Origin of the sequence: Lysinibacillus sp. 54212 (assembly GCF_036662795.1) — a bacterium.
In the GTDB taxonomy this organism is placed as follows: domain Bacteria; phylum Bacillota; class Bacilli; order Bacillales_A; family Planococcaceae; genus Lysinibacillus_B.
In genome coordinates this window covers 41,033-59,993 of record NZ_JBAFWZ010000019.1, presented here as the reverse complement: position 1 = coordinate 59,993, position 18,961 = coordinate 41,033, and the positions used below count along the sequence as shown (strand labels likewise).

General features: G+C 38.5%; 12 protein-coding genes. 4 read left to right on the top strand and 8 right to left on the bottom strand.

Features of this window, described 5'->3' with window-relative positions; translation table 11 throughout:
* Nucleotides 1-384: 384 nt before the first annotated feature.
* On the bottom strand, nt 385-1,281 hold the full coding sequence (gene cyoE, locus V4T18_RS13310; protein ID WP_332650086.1) for a heme o synthase: 897 nt from the start codon (nt 1,279-1,281) through the stop codon (nt 385-387).
* 48 nt (nt 1,282-1,329) lie between these two features.
* Entirely contained in the window at nt 1,330-1,989 is a 660-nt protein-coding gene (locus V4T18_RS13305) for a hypothetical protein (RefSeq protein WP_332650084.1), read from the bottom strand.
* Nucleotides 1,990-2,247: 258 nt separating this feature from the next.
* Here V4T18_RS13305 and V4T18_RS13300 point away from each other — a divergent pair, with 258 nt between their 5' ends.
* Both V4T18_RS13300 and V4T18_RS13295 read left to right on the top strand, forming a co-directional pair.
* The gene (locus V4T18_RS13300) at nt 2,248-2,424 is read left to right on the top strand and encodes a hypothetical protein (protein ID WP_332650082.1); all 177 of its coding nucleotides are present in this window, start codon (nt 2,248-2,250) and stop codon (nt 2,422-2,424) included.
* Between the two features lie 223 nt (nt 2,425-2,647).
* The gene (locus tag V4T18_RS13295; RefSeq protein ID WP_332650080.1) at nt 2,648-7,762 is read left to right on the top strand and encodes an ATP-binding protein; all 5,115 of its coding nucleotides are present in this window, start codon (nt 2,648-2,650) and stop codon (nt 7,760-7,762) included.
* Between the two features lie 170 nt (nt 7,763-7,932).
* Here V4T18_RS13295 and V4T18_RS13290 read toward each other — a convergent pair whose 3' ends face one another.
* The 5 genes from V4T18_RS13290 to V4T18_RS13270 form a co-directional block, all read right to left on the bottom strand.
* A complete protein-coding gene (locus V4T18_RS13290) occupies nt 7,933-8,733 on the bottom strand; it encodes a GNAT family N-acetyltransferase (RefSeq protein WP_332650078.1) in 801 nt (266 codons plus the stop codon).
* Nucleotides 8,734-8,998: 265 nt separating this feature from the next.
* Complete coding sequence (locus V4T18_RS13285; RefSeq protein ID WP_332650076.1) at nt 8,999-10,111, bottom strand: hypothetical protein; 1,113 nt, start codon at nt 10,109-10,111, stop codon at nt 8,999-9,001.
* A gap of 129 nt (nt 10,112-10,240) precedes the next feature.
* The gene (locus V4T18_RS13280) at nt 10,241-12,619 is read right to left on the bottom strand and encodes a restriction endonuclease-like protein (RefSeq protein ID WP_332650074.1); all 2,379 of its coding nucleotides are present in this window, start codon (nt 12,617-12,619) and stop codon (nt 10,241-10,243) included.
* A 12-nt stretch (nt 12,620-12,631) separates the two neighbouring features.
* Nucleotides 12,632-14,113: an McrB family protein gene (locus V4T18_RS13275; protein ID WP_332650072.1), complete on the bottom strand. Its 1,482-nt coding sequence runs from the start codon at nt 14,111-14,113 to the stop codon at nt 12,632-12,634.
* Nucleotides 14,114-14,230: 117 nt separating this feature from the next.
* Nucleotides 14,231-14,437, bottom strand: coding sequence for a hypothetical protein (locus V4T18_RS13270; RefSeq protein ID WP_332650070.1), 207 nt, complete (start codon nt 14,435-14,437; stop codon nt 14,231-14,233).
* 136 nt (nt 14,438-14,573) lie between these two features.
* Between V4T18_RS13270 and V4T18_RS13265 the strand changes: the two genes are divergently transcribed.
* Both V4T18_RS13265 and V4T18_RS13260 read left to right on the top strand, forming a co-directional pair.
* Complete coding sequence (locus tag V4T18_RS13265) at nt 14,574-14,969, top strand: (deoxy)nucleoside triphosphate pyrophosphohydrolase (RefSeq protein WP_332650068.1); 396 nt, start codon at nt 14,574-14,576, stop codon at nt 14,967-14,969.
* Between the two features lie 24 nt (nt 14,970-14,993).
* A complete protein-coding gene (locus V4T18_RS13260) occupies nt 14,994-17,882 on the top strand; it encodes a DEAD/DEAH box helicase (RefSeq protein ID WP_332650066.1) in 2,889 nt (962 codons plus the stop codon).
* A 555-nt stretch (nt 17,883-18,437) separates the two neighbouring features.
* On the opposite strand, the gene V4T18_RS13255 is transcribed toward V4T18_RS13260, so the two are convergent.
* Nucleotides 18,438-18,947: a MepB family protein gene (locus V4T18_RS13255; protein WP_332650065.1), complete on the bottom strand. Its 510-nt coding sequence runs from the start codon at nt 18,945-18,947 to the stop codon at nt 18,438-18,440.
* Nucleotides 18,948-18,961: the final 14 nt, after the last annotated feature.

The following is an 18,961-nucleotide window of genomic DNA, read 5'->3' as shown; positions in this document are numbered from 1 at the left end:
TATTGTTAACGTTTTGCTTGTTCAGTTTTCAAGGTTCATTTTGTTTCGTTGTCGCATCATGTCCTGGCGACTCTTAATATATTATAGGCATATCAATAAAACGTCAATACTTTTTTATTAAAAAATATTATTTTTTTATCATTAATTAATAACTTCCTATATAATGCACATTAAATTTAATTGAATTTTAACTACAGTATTAATTATAATAGCAAAAAAAGCGTGGTAATTCACAAGAGATTTTATTAAACCCTCCCTACATTTTTTTAATAATCTCTACTTTTTAAATTTCACGTTTTTATACTTTTGCCTAAAATGAACCGAAATTTAGTATACAGATTTTAACCTCATAAAAAAGATCGCCTCCGAAAAAGGCGATCTCTCTTATAATGCTCTTAGTATTAAACCGACTGATGAATAGATGATGACTGTCGCAAAGAGCGCTGTCATATGGAACAAGGAATAAGCAAACATTCGATTTGCCCATTTTTTCCCTTCCATTTTGCGATAGCCAACAAAGCTTAACCATAACCAAGCAGCACCTAACACAAAGGAAACTAGTGTCAACCCAAGGCTAAGCGGTAAAAATAAAAAGCTTGTTAAAATAAGTAATATTAAGTAAATATTCGTTTGAATGTATGTGCGGCGCTCCCCTTTTGCCACTGGTAGCATAGGGATATTCGCTGACGCATAATCGTCACGCTTGCGAATAGCGATTGCATAAAAATGCGGCATTTGCCAAATAACAACGATAATAAATAACGCCCAGCAGGCTGGATGCCAAATATCTGGGGCAACTGCTGCCCATCCAATGAGTGGCGGCATCGCACCTGAAATACTTCCGACTTCTGTATTCCAAATTGTTCGGCGCTTCGTCCACATTGTGTACGGTACCACATAGAAAAACACACCAAGAAACCCTAGGAATGCAGCAAGTGGTGTTGTTAATGCAAGTAGAACAATTCCTGAGATTAAAAGAGTAACCCCAGCAGCTAGTACTGTCTTAGCATTAAGCTCTCCCGTTACGGTTGGTCGGACTTTCGTGCGTTGCATTACCGCATCAATATCACGATCATACAAGTTATTAAACGTTCCCGCAGCCGCAATAACAAACGCTGAACCAACTACTGCAAAAATAAAATTCCAAATATTATCGATAAAGCTTAATTCATACGTAAATAATGCAAGCATCAATCCAGCGATCATCGGGATTAAGTTTGACTTAATGATCCCAGTCTTTACTGCTTGTCCCCACAGCTTCGAATAAGATTGCTTCTCCATCTCTCTATTATTAATACTCCCTCATATAGTCACTCTTGCTAGTATACCCTAAACAACTAGGTCAGTTCCATTATAGCAGACTTTTTTCTCACAACTGACACAAGTTGTACAGTATTGAGAGGGGAGAGTTGCTTTTTGTGAGGATGCGGGTTTTGTGTGGATACGGCTCGCCTTTGGTGCGGATACGGCACGCTTTTGTTCGGATGGACTCTGCTTTTGTGCGGATGCGACACGCTTTTGTTCGGATGGACTCTGCTTTTGTGCGGATGCGACACTCTTTTGTTCGGATAGACTCGCCTTTTGTGCGGATACGACCCGCTTTTGTTCGGATGGACGGCTTTTGTGCGGATACGACCCGCTTTTGTTCGGATAGACTCGCCTTTTGTGCGGATACGGCTCACTTTTGTGCGGATGGACTGCTTTTGTGAGGATACGACCGCCTTTGGTGCGGATGCGACACTCTTTTGTTCGGACGGACTGCTTTTGTGCGGATGCGACACTCTTTTGTTCGGATAGACTCGGCTTTTGTGCGGATACGGCACGCTTTTGTGCGGATGGACTCTGCTTTTGTTCGGATGGACTCTGCTTTTGTTCGGATGGACTCTGCTTTGGTGCGGATACGACACTCTTTTGTTCGAATGGACTGCTTTTGTGCGGATACGGCTCACTTTTGTTCGGATAGGCTCGGCTTTTGTGCGGATACGGCACGCTTTTGTTCGGATAGACTCGCCTTTGGTGCGGATACGGCTCAACCTTTTGTTGGGATAAACTCTCCTTATAGAACTACTTCCAATTCATTTTGAGAAAGTCGCCTATGCTTCCGCTCTCCGTTGCATATTTTTCCCTCTAAATTAGATATTTCTCATAGGAGGGCTTTGGAGATTTGAATAAAATTAACTATATATCTTCACAATTTAAAATGAGTACGAGTGGACTCTATTTCACCTAGAAAAGGAGGTAACGTTTATGCTTTACACATATGCTGTTTGTGATATTTGCGGAAAAGTAGTGGATATTGCAATGGGTGAGGAAGCTTACAAGGAAACGAAAAAAGCAGTTTGTATGATGTGCGAAAGCTGCTGGGAAACCTTTTTAGATAAAACGGATGACGACCTAGAGGATTTTTTCGATGGAAAGAAGTAAGAAAAAATAGAGAGCATATTAGTGACGCACTCTATCACTAATATGCTTATTCAGCCTCGACCAGGAGAACAACTAGAGCGCTTTAGTCGAAACTATTTTCAACCTTTTCATTTTTATAGTGGTGCTTACATATTCCATAATATTATAATTAACTTAAAAGATACTGCCTAATAATCGAAGCAATAACATAAATTTACACCACAATCATATAGAGGTGAATTCTATGCTCGAAACATACAACCCAACAGATTTGACGCTTCAACGAAAATACCTGCAGCGCTTCCAACGAGTTGTTATATTGCAAATTATTCCTGGATTTTTTAATGAGGAGGGAGCGAAGCACTATTTTGACTATGCAGTTTATGCAGAAGAAAATAATCGTTGGTTATTAAAGCCAATCGCTTATGAGCATGCCAATCAACAGCTAATCATGATCTATGAAGATTTCGCTGGACAGCCATTGCCCTATTTAATTCAAAAGGGCATACCAGTAAATCAATTCTTATATATTGCCATTGAACTTGTAAATGCTCTTATTAGTCTTCATCAAAAGGGACTGCTAATTGGGCATTTAAACCCAAGGAATATTCTAATACATTCGACTTCCTTACAAATAAAGCTCGTTTCAGCATCTATGCTAACGAAATGGAACGCTAATACAGAGAATGCAGTAGAATTAGCCGTTTCTACGGAGGAGCTACCGTATATTGCTCCTGAACATACGGGCCGACTTCCGATTGAGGTAGATGAACGCTCTGATTTATATGTGCTTGGTGTACTCTTCTACGAAATGATTTCAAAGAAGCGTCTATTCAATGCGGACAATTCAGTGGATTGTATTTTTGATATTTTAACGAAAAAGCCGGATTTCACCCATTTCGAAAAAGAGAATGATTTGAAGATTTTAAAGATGATTGTAGAAAGGTTACTAGAAAAAAATCCAGACAACCGTTATCAAAGTGCAGTCGGCTTAAAGAAAGACTTAAAGCGTGTTAGGCAGCAATTAGCCGATGGTGTGAATGAAATTTTATTCCCACTTGGGCAGGATGATAAAAATTTGCAGCCTAAGCCTTCCACTAAGCTATACGGAAGAGACGATGAAAAAGCAATATTAAGCAGAACCTTCGCTAGAGTCCAAGCAGGTGAAAAGCAAATCGTCTTTATAAACGGCACGTCAGGCTGTGGAAAGTCTGCGCTAGCACTGGAGCTGCAAAATGACGTCGCGATGACGAAGGGCTATTTCGTTAGTAGCAAATATGATCAGCTTCCAAACCAAGAAACATTTTCACCTATTATTCAACCGCTTAGAAGGCTGTTAAAGCAAGTATACGTTGAAGGAGAAGGTGCTATTGTGCAGTTCCAAAAAGGGCTGCAGGGAGCAGACTTTATGATAACCGAAAGCTTATTATCATTAATTCCTGAATTAAAATGGTTTTTATCGGACAATACAGAATTGCTGAAAGAAAATTACCATTACACCCTGCAATTAAACGCCTATATATTTGCATCCATCAAAAAAATATTAGCCATCTTCTCTCGTCAGCGAATACCAATCGTCTGGGTAATCGATGATTTACAATGGGCAAACGCGATTACAGTCGATATTATTAAGCAAATATATGAGCAGCATCAAGGCGGATACTTTTTATTAGTCATTACGGTCCGAAACGATGAAGCAAGCATGCTGGAGCCCATTACAGAATGGCAGCAGGAGCTAGAATCTTTTTGTGCAGTTTATCCTCATTACTTATCTCCGCAGGATGTATCGGAGTGGCTAGAGGATTCATTAAAAGCAAAGTCCCCTTTTATAAGTGATGCAGCCCAGAGACTGTATCACATCACACAAGGGAACGCCTTATTTATGAATGAAGTATTTCGGGTTCTCCTAAATTCTAGAGCACTTTATTTCGATGCTGGCGAAAACATATGGAAGTTTGATGGGCAAAGAGTACAAAATACGATCTTCAATCAGGAGCTATTGGGCTTTATTAGTAACCGAATCGAGATGCTTTCTCCAAAAGCACAATCGATACTACAGGTTGCTTCCTGCTTTGGACGAGAATTCGAATTAAAGCTATTACTTAAGCTAGTCGAGCTACCTCCATATGAGTTAATTGACCAGCTAGAGGAAATGATTCAACAAGGGTTTATTATAGCGCGCGACCACCACTTTAAATGGAAAAATTCCGTAGCATTTGAGGATGGTCTTCAGCTTGCCGAGGTCAAATTCCAATTCGTACATGACCGTATCCAGGAAACTGCCTATGAGGCGCTATCACAGAAAAAACGAGAGGAAATTCACTATAAGATCGGTCAACTGCTTATAGGAATAGACGAGCATATAGAAGAAAGCGACTATTTACAAGAGATTGTTCGACAATTTAATTATTGTAACGGTCGATTATCGCTCGCAGAGAACCAGCAGTTAGCGATTTGGAACTATACTTTAGGCGTTAGACTGAAAAATGCCGGTTTATTTAAAAATGCCCTGCAATTTTTCGTTGCGAGCTTGAAGCTATTACCTTCAAATCATTGGGTTAGCATGCGTGAAACCGCACTCGAAATTTATACTAGCTTAGGAGAGTGCGAGTATTTAGTAGGCGATTATCAGGATTCTAAAAAGCATATTGAAGAGGCCTTAGAGCATACAGAAACAGTGCTCGAGAAGCTCATCATCTATCGCCTAATGACGCTTATTTATATTGAATCTGAAAGCTCAGAGCTAGTAATCAATGCTGGCTTCGCTGCCTTTGAGCTATGCGGTATGAGCATTAGCCGTGAACCGACCAAATTACAAGTTTTAAAAGAGGTTTTACTGTTAAAATGGGAGCTGAAAAATGTATCAGACCAAAAGCTCTTCAACCTACCAGCCATCGACGAGCAGGAGATGGATGTATTAATTCAAATAATGATTTACATCGTAACGGGTACCTATAGAATGAACCCGAATTTAACCGGTATGTTAATCCTACGAGTGTTTCGTTTACAGCTAAAATACGGGGCCACAGCAGAAAGCGCCATGGTGTATATGAATTATACCCTTATACTGATTTCTGGATTTAATGATATTAAGCAGGCGATGCGTTTTGGCAAATTGGCGATGTCTCTAGCGGATAATCAGAGCACTATGATTATTAAGGCACGTATTTATTTTACGTACGGCATCTTTTTAAATCATTGGGAGGAGGATTATGAATCAAGCATTCGAATTATGCGTCTGACGCAACAATACTGCGAGCAAGTAGGACTCAAATATCAAGTAACGGTGACCTCTTGTTTTTTATGTGCTACAAGGCTTGCAAATGGCGCTTCACTGAAAGAATTAGACGAGGAATTACAATATCAGCAGGATCGCTATGCGGAAATTCCCCATATATTATCGAGTGATTATTTAACAGAATTTCAAAGCTGGATTTCAGCGCTGCGCAATCCAGATACCATGCCCGATTGGGATAGCCATATTACGCTAAAGGATGAGGAAATGGTCGTAGGGATGCACTCTATCCTACGTTTACAAATGGCTTATCTGCTTCAAAATGAACAGCAGGCTGCCCTTATTTTAGAAAATATTTCTACGTCCATTGATACGATGACCTCCCTACCAACTGCACCGAGCTATTATTTTTACCGCGCACTTTGGCAGTTTGATTTTTTAAAGCAGCCTCGGAAGCATCGAGAAAAACGTCGTCAATATGTAACTGAAATTAATGAAAGCGTTCGAAAGTTTAAAAAGTGGGCAAAGGTGGCGCCTCATATTTATGAGCATTTATATATGCTGCTTCTAGCGGAAAATTGCCGTATGAAAAAATTAGACGGAGAAGCCCTACTCTATTTTGACCGTGCCATTCAGCTAGCAAAGGTAAATAAATTCCCGCAGGACGTCGCGATTATTTACGAGCGCGCGGCCAAATATTATGAGGGGTTTAAGGATATACCCAAAACAAGCGACTATATTACACGCGGTATTAAAGAAATGCGAAGATGGGGTGCTGAAACAATCGCCCGCAAATGGGAGGTGCTTTACGGAGAATACGTTCAAATTCAGCTGCAAAAGCAAGAGTATGCCTTATCCTTCGATATGATTACAGTACTAGAGGCTACACAATCATTGGCAAAGGAAGTACGAATGGAGGACCTATTACAAAAGCTGCTGTTTTCTCTGTTAAAGCAGGCGAATGCAACAAGCGGATTTTTTATTCGTTTCCAGCACGGTCGACTTCATGTTCAGGCAATGGCACAGGCAGAGGACATGCAATTCAAGTATTATAACCCTCCTGTCGAGCTTGTTTCACACATTAAAATGATTGCTGAACTGACTTTGCAAAGCAATGAACCGGTTATTATTTCTAATACACAGAAAAGTCCCCTCTTCTCGCATATTAAGATGGATACAAAGTCGATTTTATGCTTACCTGTGCACCATAAAGGGGAAGTAAAGGCGCTACTTTATTTAGATAACGCATTGTTACAAAACGCCTTTAACTCTACACAGGTCGAATTATTGACGATGATTTCTACACAAATTGCTGTATCGATTGAAAATGCAGAAATTTATCAGGATTTAGAGCAGCGTGTTGAAAATCGCACAAAGGAGCTTGGTGAAATCAATTTACATTTAAAAGAAGCGAACGAAAAGCTTGAAATGAATGAGCTAGAGCGAAAAAAATTGCTGCATAGCATTTCTCATGAGCTCCGTTCACCGATTACTTCTTCACTCGGCTATATTGAGGCCATTTTAGACGGACTTGTAACGACTGAGGAGGAGCAACACCATTATTTAATGCGAAGCAAGGATCGATTATTATCGTTAAATTTATTAATTCAAGACTTATTTGATTTAGCCAAGCTCGAAGCCGGGCGCTTAGAATATTCGTATTCTAAGGTGGCTGTACAAGATTTTTATGAGCAGCTTGCCATTTCCTATGGAGAGGACGTCCAACGGGCCAACTTAACCTATAAAACGGATGGTCACTTCGAACAAGAGACGTATATTTTAATTGATATAAATCGAGTGAAGCAGGTTGTCACGAATATGATTATGAATGCGATTAAATATACGAAGCACGGTGAGATTTCATTTAGGATGATGACGACAGATGAGGATTTAATTTGCGTTGTAGAGGATAGCGGCATCGGCATCCCAGAGCAGGAAATTCAATTTATATTCGACAGCTACTATAGTGCATCTAATATTAAAAACTCAGACTCACACGGCATCGGCTTAGCCATTTGCAAAAAAATCATCGAACAGCATCACGGCAAAATTTCTGTGGAAAGCATTGAAAAGCAAGGCTCACGCTTTAGCTTCAAGCTGCCGCTGATGAAGGAGATGGAGTAACGAAAATCCCTTACGCTATGCGTTTAGTTTTTGCAGCTTGCACAAATAAATGGCGAACAGGAGGCTCTATCTCGAATTTATAACGCTGCCATAGTCGTTGATTGGTATGGAAGGCGGCGACTCAAGCAAGTACCCTATCTAAAAATGATAGGGTACTTATTATTTGGCGTTTATTGCGCTTCATAGCGAACCATTGTCCACATGCTGATATCTACGAATCCTAATCGCTTATAAATACTTCCCGCCGCCGGATTATCATAAAATAAACATAGAGATTTTCCTTCCCCTAATAATTCACTGCAGAGCTTTTCCATACATAGTGTTGCATACCCTCTTTTTTCATACCCGGGTTTCGTCCCCACGCCTACAATCATAGCAGACTGGGAATTTTCTGCTGTGGTCGATGCAGAGGCAACCATAACACCATGCTGATCTCGTACAGTATACGTTCGACCTGTTTTATACTGTTCAGCTCGCTCCCTCCCTTGGACACTAAACGTCCCTTGTGCAAACTCAGGTATAGACTTTAGCATTTCGATATTTTCCTGATAAGAGGAAGGCAATAAATAATGCGTATGTTGGAATCTTTCTTCATCTATTTCATAGCTTAATTTTGTACATTTCGCATAATACGTTTCACTATATCTTCTAACCGATCTGTGAATAAGCGGATGCAGAGGCTCGATTAAATGCTTTAAGCCACTAATCTCCACCCGATTTGGATTTTGATTAATAATGTCAGCAAATCCTTGCACATCATAAGTAGACTCACAGTATGGAATATAGTTTTGATCATAACGTAACAGCACGGCAACCAACTGATCATTTTGGAATTGTCCCCAAATGTCCTGAATATCTGAATCGTAACCGTACGCTTCAATATCCCCAATAATAAAGAGATTTTCTGCAGGCTTAGAACTAATAAGCGCCATTACTGCCTCGTGGTCCTTGCTGTTTAGCTTTCTGATCATGATTGTTCCCCCTACTTTTTCAATTTCCTATGGTTAATTTTGTTAAATTATAGCATATTGATATTTTTATGGGTTGAGTATAAAAAATCGGGGGGGGTGCTATATGCACCGCACACTACACTCCGAGCGGACGCTTTCCGCGGGCTTGGCTTCAATCTCCTCGTCACTTCGTTCCTGCGGGGCTTTCAGCTCAAGCTCATCCCGCTGGAGTCGCCGCTCTCCGTTACGTGTGCTAAAATTGCAAAAATAGTTCTGGATATATCACTTATACACCTCTGTCTCGCAACCATTTTTCCAATTTACCTCGCATACGGTCATACCATTGTGAACTTAAGGCAAATTTTTTACCATTATATTCATAGAAACCTTTTTTATAATATCGAACATAACCTTGTTGATCCATTATTTGCTGGTTAATATTAGCTGTCACTGTGACCTCTTTTAATACTGGAAAATTCATATCAAATGTCTGCTTACTATACCGAGCATCTGCTAATCTTTCAATGTCTTCAGAAGATAATAAACCATGCCTTAGCATAAAAGGAAAGGCTGTTTGAATAAGTTCCCCTATTTTCATCGTAGGGCGGTTGCTGAACTTTCCAGAGTACTCCGTTGAAATAGCGTTTACAGTTGGTGGTCTATCAGGAACTGTAGGTATGGTATTCTGCTCCCGCATTCTAGGTTTAGGTAGTTGCTTTTCTGGTGACTTTGACACTGTTCTCTCGTCGTAAATTGGATGGAATAGCTTTATCAGTTGTACACTTCGCATAAATAGCTCTGAAGTATCCGCAACATTAGAAGAGTGATTTAATATCGGCGTTAATATTTCTTCATCAAAACTCTCATTAGCAATAAATCGAACGCTAAAATTGAATTGAAAGGTTTTTAAAATTCCTTCTATAGCCACTAACACTGGCCGAATTTCTTCTAAATAGCTATTATGTACTTTAGGTGATGTGAAAATAATCTCTCCCTCTCTTACTTGAAAATAGCCATATAAACAAATAACTGTTCGAAGTATTTTTTTAGCAATTCGAGCAGCTGTATCTGTTTTATTTCCATACGATAATCCACCCTCGTGAAATGCCACATCCACTGCGTACATTTTTTGAAGTTGTCCTTGCTGTAGCTCAATACCGAGCACATCAATCTCTGCCTGACGAATCGTTTGTAAGATAGATGCCGAATTTTTAAAAAGAGCGATCTTATATTCTTTTTGAAAATAGTCACTTGCAAATCCAACAACACGTTCAATTTCCTGTAGATTTTCCAGCTCCCATGACGCAATTGATGGCTTCCAATTTGCTTGAACAACCTGACATTTCTTTATGTGCTTTAACCAAGAAGTAATGAGTGATTCACCAATTTCCAATTTCATATTAACCCTCCACTAACTGCCTTATTTAGGAAGATAATAACACATAAATATGCTGCTGTGTCTTAGCGTTTTTCCGGCTGTTAACGGTTGATAGCTTAAGGATGGTTAACAATGAAAAGAAAAGCATCTCTACCCTAAAGTAGAAATGCCTAAAATCTTTGTCACTCGCTCAAAAATTTCATATAAAGGGCGTTCGGCATACGCAATTTCTAAGCCATCACAAACAAGTGCATCCTCCTGAAGAGCGAAGGCTTTATCCCCTACAATAAATCTAACCACCCTATTCGTGCCAGTAATTTGATGCTGATCTAACTGCACTTGTACGTCTTTTGAAATACGGCGGAACATCTTTAATAATTCAAGCTCTCTTCCTTGGACAAAAAGCTCCACAAACTCATCTGCCAAATCAAAGCTTTCTATATCAACAATAAAAGGTGTCACCCATTCATAAGGCTCTTTCAAAAGCAGCGTATGTGACTCTATATGGTCTAAATAAAACTTCACTTCGGTTGCATTACTTTGTATAAACTGAGCATTCGTAATCGTATGCACTCCTTGATCTTTGCCAATCGCTATCTGCTTAACAGCCTCGTATCCTTCCGGCAATGATTCATTTTCTAACGTGATAAATGTAGAAACGGAATCCTCTACTAATGCCTCCGGATTCACAATATTTCTTTCATGCACAACAAGCACGGTGCCTTCCTGCTCCTGCAAATAGCTCATTGCACCTCTTGGTAAAATACCTTCACGTTGCAATTCGTCGGCGTTTTTATGCAGTAAATTATCGATGACTTCTTCTACAAGTCCTGTGTGATGCGGTAAAAACGGAAGACCTCCGATATTGACTTCCCCAATGCTCTCATATAGTGGATGCTTACGGTACTCCTTTTCATTATTCCAAGGAAACAGCACGTATGCCCCAAAAGCCGTTCGCTCGTATTTACCACCCTGTTTCACGACAATCGAATCCCGGTAACGGTGCATCGTGTTAATATCCTCTTCCATTGGTCCAGGTTGCCCCTCTGCATTAATCCGGTACTTCGCATCAAAAATATATTGGAATAAATAATCTTTCCCCTTCTTCGCAATACTGAGCATCGAATCTGGATTTTGCCGCACTGTAGGCAAACTGTTCCCCGTATTATATTGATAGCGAAGTGTTACCTCTTCTTCTGTTATTGGGTGCTTAAACCTACGAGTAGCCGTTTGATTTTGCTTTAAGCTCACATATAAGCCACCACGGTCCACCCTTACAATATCCTGCTCTAAGCCAATACATTTCTTCGCTAAAATTTGCCCGAGCTTGAGGAATGTCCAGTATTCATAAAGTGTCGCAATATCCTTAACCGACATTTTATAAATATCCCCGTGCAGCACAAGACTTTGTGAAAGAATAGCATAGATTTGAAAGACTTCCCGGTAGCCCGTTCCCATCTGCATGACTAAACTATATACAGAACGGTCGAGCTGCCCAACCTGCTTCCATAGGGGTTTTCGTAAATGAACACAGATTCTTTGCTCCATATGCTCTAACAGCTGTAGCAATGCCCGATCCGGATTCACTTTTCGAGCTTTACACGATTTCAACACTTCTTCCTTTACATGACCAACCCGCGCCCGAATTCGTTGCATCGACCATTTTACATAGCGATTTTCGTGTGTATCATGGGTTTGTTGCTTCTTGACGAGCAAGCCTTTTTCCGGCATCACCGTTCGATTCGCTAACGGCAAACCATTCGCCACATCCACAAAGCGATGTGCATTCTTACGTAAATACGCCCGTCCCTTACTATCCTGTTTACGCAAACGGTCGCCGCGTACTTCCTCATACGTTGTCACAAGCCTATGATGTGGAAACCGTTCAACATTATTAACTGCCTTTATGTACTCATCAAAATGCTCCCTCAAAATACGATAAAACTCAGTCAGTGACGGTTCTTTATATTGCTTTCGACTTGCACGTAAATGAGTACGACGAATAAAACTAAACGCCAAATTATAAATTTCTGCATTCACTTCATCGAGTAGCGCCGTATAATCCTTTTGATAATCCAGCTTTGTCGGAAACACTTCAATGGTGAATGAAAAAAGCTTCTGACCATTTTTGTGGATCTCCATCGTCGATAAACCGACTTCATTTCGAAAATGAAGATTCCCAGTTAAAATATCTGACCTTGAAAGCTTGGTGACGGCATTTCGAAAGGGCTCATATTCATGATAAAAACTAAAAATATCCTTCGTTTTCGGTGGAGGCAAAATAATGAGCTCATAATTGCCATTCTCGAAAAAAATCGGTGCCATTGTATTCGGCTCAAAAGGTGTTAACTGCTCTCTTTCCGTATGATATATTTGCACATCGGCATCGATGGCATCTGTAGAAAATGTCATCGGTATGAACCCCGATGCGGAACGATGCTTTCTTGTGTCGAGTTTCCCTTTCAATACAACGGTTACCTCCGTCGTCTCAATGACTAATATTTCTATTTCTTTTGTCGTTTGGAGCATGGTATCTCCTCCTTACGATATCCAAAATGACGTGAAGCTATCTTTATGTAATCGTTTCAGCATCTCCGCCACTTTTTTAGCACTACGTGGATAAGGTGCATCTTCTGACACTGCTTTATCCTTCTCATATGCTTCTCCTGCAAACTGCTCAAATAAGTTTTTGAGCAAGTCTTCTACAGTCGAATCCGCACCAGAAATACGCGGTAAAATCTTTTGCATCACACAAAAATCGAAGGCTTCGTTTTCAGAAAGCAAATTCATTTCATCGTTATACAGCATGTAGAAGCAAATTTCATCACGTACACGATAGCCGACCTGTGCATAAATTGTTTGTAACTGTTGATTAATTAACTCAAGCTGTGTTGAAACTTTTTGGACAAGCTCCTTATTTTGTGGATAAGCCTGCTTTAAATACAGATACTTTGATTCAAATTGCTCGTTCCCTACACGGACTGCAGCTACCTCTTCTGTTTCCTGCTCAAACATATCAAAGTTGGTTAATCTAATATCATTAAATTCAATTGTATTCGCACGATCTAGCACCTTTTTACTGAACGGATGCGTCGTCTCATCCATATTCACCGTCCCGATGATGTACAAGTTATTCGGCAACGAAAACTCCCTATCATTCGTTGTCACAAGTGTCGAGGAAACCACTTCTCCATCCTCACCCACTCGGCGGCTCTCCATAATACTTAAAAACTCACTCAAATAATACTCCACTCGCGCCAAATTCATCTCATCCAGCACAACAAAATGCGGAAGCTGCGGATTATCATGTGCCCGCTTCACCATCTCCGTCAGCTGCCCCTCCACAAACTCATCCTGCAAATTTTTATACCCAAGTAAGTCCGAACTATCACTCCAATCCGGACGCACCGAAATCAACTTAAACTGCCCATCCTCCTCCGTTGCCCCCACACTCTCCGCAAACAACTGCACAATCTTCGTCTTCCCCGTTCCCGAAATACCGGAAATAATAACGAACGGTTTACTGCGGAGGGAGAGGTATAGGTTCGCGATGTTTTCCTTGGAATAGAGGAAGCCTCGGGAGGTTAGGTAGGCGTGGGTGTGGGAAGGGAGGTTTTCTAAGTGAACATTATCCACTATTACTTCACCTTCTTCATTCTCATTATCAATGCTTAAAAGCACATCTAAATTAGTATATTTAATAGGATTTCCTGAACCTTTATGAATAGAACTAACATCTAGACCAAGTAATTTATTTCGAGTTTCATGGTCTGTAACTTTTCCATGTAAAATATACCTAGACGGCGTTCTTTTCGGTATCTCTTCTTCATAACCCTCAAAATCATATACTTCAATAATTTTATTTGTATAAACTGCACAATAGTACTGAATATCACGTGTATCTGTCTTTTCAAGAGAAGCTACCCAACTACGACTTGTCGCTTCATATAATTCTTTAGGTGTCATACCCTCTCGATAACTTCGATTTATTTTAATTAAAACTACATCTTCAATTTGCAGCAAAAATATCACCTCTATTTTGTATATTTCTAGATAGAATTGATAGATCCTTCAAATCCCTCTAACCATTCACATTATTTAATTATAATTCATAATTAACCCAAAATTCCTTAATTATCTTTATTTATCTAGTTCCTTTCTAATATCGTTAACACCCTTTTTATCCACATCAGCTATATATTCATCCACATAGTAAGGCCACTCATTAATTACGACCTTTTGATCTTCATGCCCACCATCTAAATCCATAAAGATTACCTTAACCTCTTCTTCAGCTATTACACTCGTCACTAATCCATGTTGAATAGTTATCACAATTTCTTTCATTCCACTCACTCCTTTACTGAACACACTAAAAGGATCTTGAAAGATCGTAAAGCATTTTGTAATGCATTACTTTAAGCTGCATGCTATAAAAGAGTTCGGTATAATATTTTTATATAGGAAAGGTTGGGGTATTTGTATGAAAAAAACAGTGCACGTAGTTGGAGCTATTATTGAAAACGACAAAAAAGAAATCTTCTGTGCGTTAAGAAGCCCTGAAATGTCGTTACCAAACTATTGGGAATTCCCAGGTGGAAAAATTGAAGAAAACGAAACACCTGAGCAGGCACTTGCTCGTGAAATTAAGGAAGAGTTTAATTGTGAAATAACAGTTGGTAATAAGGTAGAAGATACAACTTATGAATATGAAAAAGTCATTGTTCGCCTTGAAACATATCAGTCAACTATTTTAAATGGTGTACCTGTTGCCTTAGAGCATGCGGAAACAAAATGGGTACCACGTAATTTGTTAACATCTCTAGATTTTGCACCAGCAGATATTCCAGCAGTTGAGAAATTAGCATCTGAAAAATAATCATTGAAGGTCGGTGGTTTAGAAATGGAACAATTAAAGAAAAAACTTGAGAACTCTTTGCATAAAGGATTTATCGATCAAAACAAACCAGTTTCTGCCCAATTTAAACCGAAGTTACTTACAAATAAAAAGCATGAAAATGTTCTATCAACACTTTTACAAGAGCTAAAAACATGTAAAACATTTATTTTTTCTGTTGCCTTTATTACAGAAGGTGGACTAGCTACATTAAAAACGATGCTGTATGACCTTGAAAAGAAGGGCATTCAGGGGCGTATTCTTACTTCTACATTTCTAAGCTTTAATCAGCCGAAAATGTTTAAAGAGCTATTGAAATTAAAGAATGTAGAAGTGAGACTATCTGGTGCAAAAGGGTTCCACTCGAAAGGCTATATTTTTGAGCATGATCATTACTATTCGCTTATTGTTGGAAGCTCAAATTTAACAGACAGTGCATTGAAGGCTAATTTTGAATGGAATGTATTCTTAACCTCTTTAGAGGATGGCGAAGTAATACATCACTTTAAAAATCAATTTGAGGAGGCTTGGGAGGCTTCTACACCCCTCTCCGAAGAATGGATTACCGATTATCAAGTCAAATATAATCTTGAAAATCCGAAGCAGTTTCCATCTCAAATTGTTCGATCCCAACCACTTTATACGACTAACAAACTACGAGATGCTTTAGAAATTAAACCAAATAAAATGCAAGAAGAAGCACTAGCTCAATTAAAAGCATTACGAGCTTCAGGGGCTACAAAAGGATTAATTATTTCTGCTACAGGTACAGGTAAAACCTATTTATCTGCTTTTGATGTTCGAAATGCTGGTCCAAAACGGATGTTGTTCATTGTGCATAGAGAACAAATTCTAAAAAAGGCGATGTCAGATTATCGTCAAATTTTAGGTGGTAATGATGAGGATTTCGGTATTTTATCTGGAAACTCAAAGGACTTAAATGCTCGCTATTTATTTGCAACAGTTCAAACAATCTCTCGTGATTCATATTTACAACAATTCGCAAAAGATCACTTTGATTATGTTTTAATTGACGAAGTTCACAGAGCTGGTGCAGATTCATATTTAAAAATCATTAACTATTTTGAGCCAAAGTTTTTATTAGGTATGACTGCCACGCCTGAACGAACAGATAACTTTAATATTTTCGAGCTTTTTGACTATAATATCGCCTATGAAATCCGCTTGCAGGCTGCTCTAGAGGAAGACATGCTATGCCCATTCCATTACTTTGGCGTGACTGACTATGAAATGGGTGAGGAAGTTATTACAGAAACAGCTTCACTTCAAAAATTAATTGCGAAAGAACGCGTAGACCATATTATCGACAAAATATCTTACTATGGTTTTTCTGGTGATAAAGTTCGTGGGCTAATGTTCTGTAGTTCAAAGGAAGAAGCTCGCGAGCTATCTGCCATTCTAAATTTACGAGGCTATAAAACTTCCTTTCTGACTGGAGATCACTCTCAGGATGAACGGGAAAAAGCAATCCAACTATTAGAATTTGGTGAGCTAGAGTACATTCTTACTGTTGATATTTTTAATGAAGGGATTGATATACCATTTATCAATCAGATAGTGATGCTTCGTCAAACACAATCAAGTATTATATTCATTCAACAACTTGGTCGCGGATTAAGAAAACACAATGAAAAAGATTATGTTACAGTCATTGATTTTATCGGAAACTATAAAAATAACTTCTTAATTCCCATTGCCCTTTCTGGCGATAAAACAATGAATAAAGATAACGTACGTCGAAATACTGTTAATACTGACTATATTCAGGGTGTCTCTACAGTTAACTTTGAGGAAATTGCAAAGAAACGAATTTTTGAGGCGATTAATAATACAAAAAACTTAACTTCTTTTACTAACCTAAAAAAAGAATATACGGAAATAAAAAACCGTATTGGCAGGGTACCTATGTTATTGGATTTTATTAAAAATAACTCAGTAGATCCAGAGGTGATAATTAAATCCGTTAAACAGAAAAATTATTATACATTTTTAGAAAAGGCAAAGGAAGAACAACCATCTTTAAACGAATATCAACAAAAAGTCTTATCCTTTATTACAAATGAATTGATAAATGGAAAACGAATACATGAAATCATACTCTTAAAATCTTTAATTAAACAAGAATCTATATCTAAAGATACATATATTCAACTTTTAATTGAAGGAAAAACTTATATTGACGAAGAAACTATTTTATCTGCTGAAAACATTTTGACATTCGATTTTTATGTTCCACAATCAATAGAAAAATATGGAACATACCCGCTAATTAGTAATATAGATAATGTTTATTCTTTAAATAATCCGTTTAAAAATTCGTTACAGAATGAATACTTCAAAAAATTAGTAAACGATGTTATTTTCTGTGCATTAGAAAAAAGTCAAAAATATGATTTACTTATACCCTTTACACATTATCAAAAGTATTCACGTAAAGATGTTTGTCGCCTTCTAAACTGGCCAAAGAATGAAGAAGCTACTTTAAATGGTGGACGAGCTAGAAATGGTGTTTGTCCTATTTTTGTTAATTATCATAAAAACGATGAAAATTACGAAGCTGCAATGTATATGGATGAATTCCTATCTAATGAGGTTTTCAAATGGTGTTCCACTAAAAAGCGAACTATTAGTGCTAAAGATATGCAACCAATTATTCATTCTTCAAAAATGAATGTAGAAGTATTATTGTTTGTCAAAAAAGATAATGCTGAAGGTATTGATTTCTATTACCTAGGGAAAGTCAAAGTTGATCCATCCTCTGCAAAAAATGAGACTCTAATTGACAAGGGCCAACCATATCCAGTAGTTACTATGGATATGATATTAGATGAACCAGTTCAATACGATATTTATCATTATTTAGTAGAAGAGTAATATAAAACCCAAATTCACCCCAAAACCACCCATTTTCGTTACGAAAATCGAGGTTGTTTTTGGGGCTTTTTTGATAGCGTGAGCGAAAATTATTATAGTGGGTTTCGTGCAAGGCATGAAGACCTATTAGCATCCGTGCTGTTTTGTGCGAAAAACGAGCAGAATTGGGCTGATTTGGAAGGTGATGCGTTGCTGGTCCAAACAACCGTTATAAGCCTTTTGTTTGTCAAACCCTACTAAAAATAATACGCTCTTTTCAATCGCTGTAATTTTTAAAGATCCCACTTACTTTTTTAACAGTAAATAATATCACCGTCATTTTTAAAACCCCCAAACGTCGATTTGGCAGCTTTGATATACGACTTAGATAAAAATAAGTGTCAGCTCGAAAAAATGGTATGGCACATATTTATTTATAAGTTGTATATGATTTCTGCCATTTTCGTGTTTTGCGGTTAAAAATCTTCCCTCTTCAAAATTTTTCTCCATTTTACTGACATCGATTGGCGAATGCTCAGATCAACAATCGGGGGCACATTATGAAAAGTCTTTCAATTAGTTAGCGTATAGCTTTAATAATTCCTGCACGTCTAAACTATCCGCATCCTCCAGACTAACGAAATACGGTAATTGCCATTTTTGTGTTGCTCTTGCTTGTTTACTCGTAGGCGTATCCCAGCTAGGGTACACTCGCATCGCCATCTTTCCTTTTTGTGTCGCTGTTTTTAGGATATTGTGTTGCAAGAGCACTTCTTTTGGAAAAACGAATTGTCCAAAACGCTTATCATTAGTGAACACAGTAATGACCAATAAATCCGTTCCTTTTTCAAGTGAAAATGCTTGATTTTTATTCTGATCATCCTTTTCCCAAAAGGCTACAAACTGTCCGGTCTTCGTGGGTGTTATTTTTGCTACTCGAAACCTGATTGATTTAGAATTTAATTGAAATATCCCCGCCCCATACTCCGCATTTTGAGTTTCTTCCATAATGTCTTTTATTACGAGATTATTGGGCTCATAAAACCGTTCATTTATGTATGTTAATGCCCTATGAAATTCATTCATTGTAAGACTCCTTC

Bases quoted from the DNA above. Each gene is read 5' to 3' on its own strand.
- V4T18_RS13265 (WP_332650068.1), top strand. From the start codon at position 14,574: ATGAAAAAAACAGTGCACGTAGTTGGAGCTATTATTGAAAACGACAAA.
- V4T18_RS13290 (WP_332650078.1), bottom strand. From the start codon at position 8,733: ATGATCAGAAAGCTAAACAGCAAGGACCACGAGGCAGTAATGGCGCTT.
- V4T18_RS13300 (WP_332650082.1), top strand. From the start codon at position 2,248: ATGCTTTACACATATGCTGTTTGTGATATTTGCGGAAAAGTAGTGGAT.
- cyoE (WP_332650086.1), bottom strand. From the start codon at position 1,281: ATGGAGAAGCAATCTTATTCGAAGCTGTGGGGACAAGCAGTAAAGACT.
- V4T18_RS13255 (WP_332650065.1), bottom strand. From the start codon at position 18,947: ATGAATGAATTTCATAGGGCATTAACATACATAAATGAACGGTTTTAT.
- V4T18_RS13285 (WP_332650076.1), bottom strand. From the start codon at position 10,111: ATGAAATTGGAAATTGGTGAATCACTCATTACTTCTTGGTTAAAGCAC.
- V4T18_RS13280 (WP_332650074.1), bottom strand. From the start codon at position 12,619: ATGCTCCAAACGACAAAAGAAATAGAAATATTAGTCATTGAGACGACG.
- V4T18_RS13295 (WP_332650080.1), top strand. From the start codon at position 2,648: ATGCTCGAAACATACAACCCAACAGATTTGACGCTTCAACGAAAATAC.
- V4T18_RS13260 (WP_332650066.1), top strand. From the start codon at position 14,994: ATGGAACAATTAAAGAAAAAACTTGAGAACTCTTTGCATAAAGGATTT.
- V4T18_RS13270 (WP_332650070.1), bottom strand. From the start codon at position 14,437: ATGAAAGAAATTGTGATAACTATTCAACATGGATTAGTGACGAGTGTA.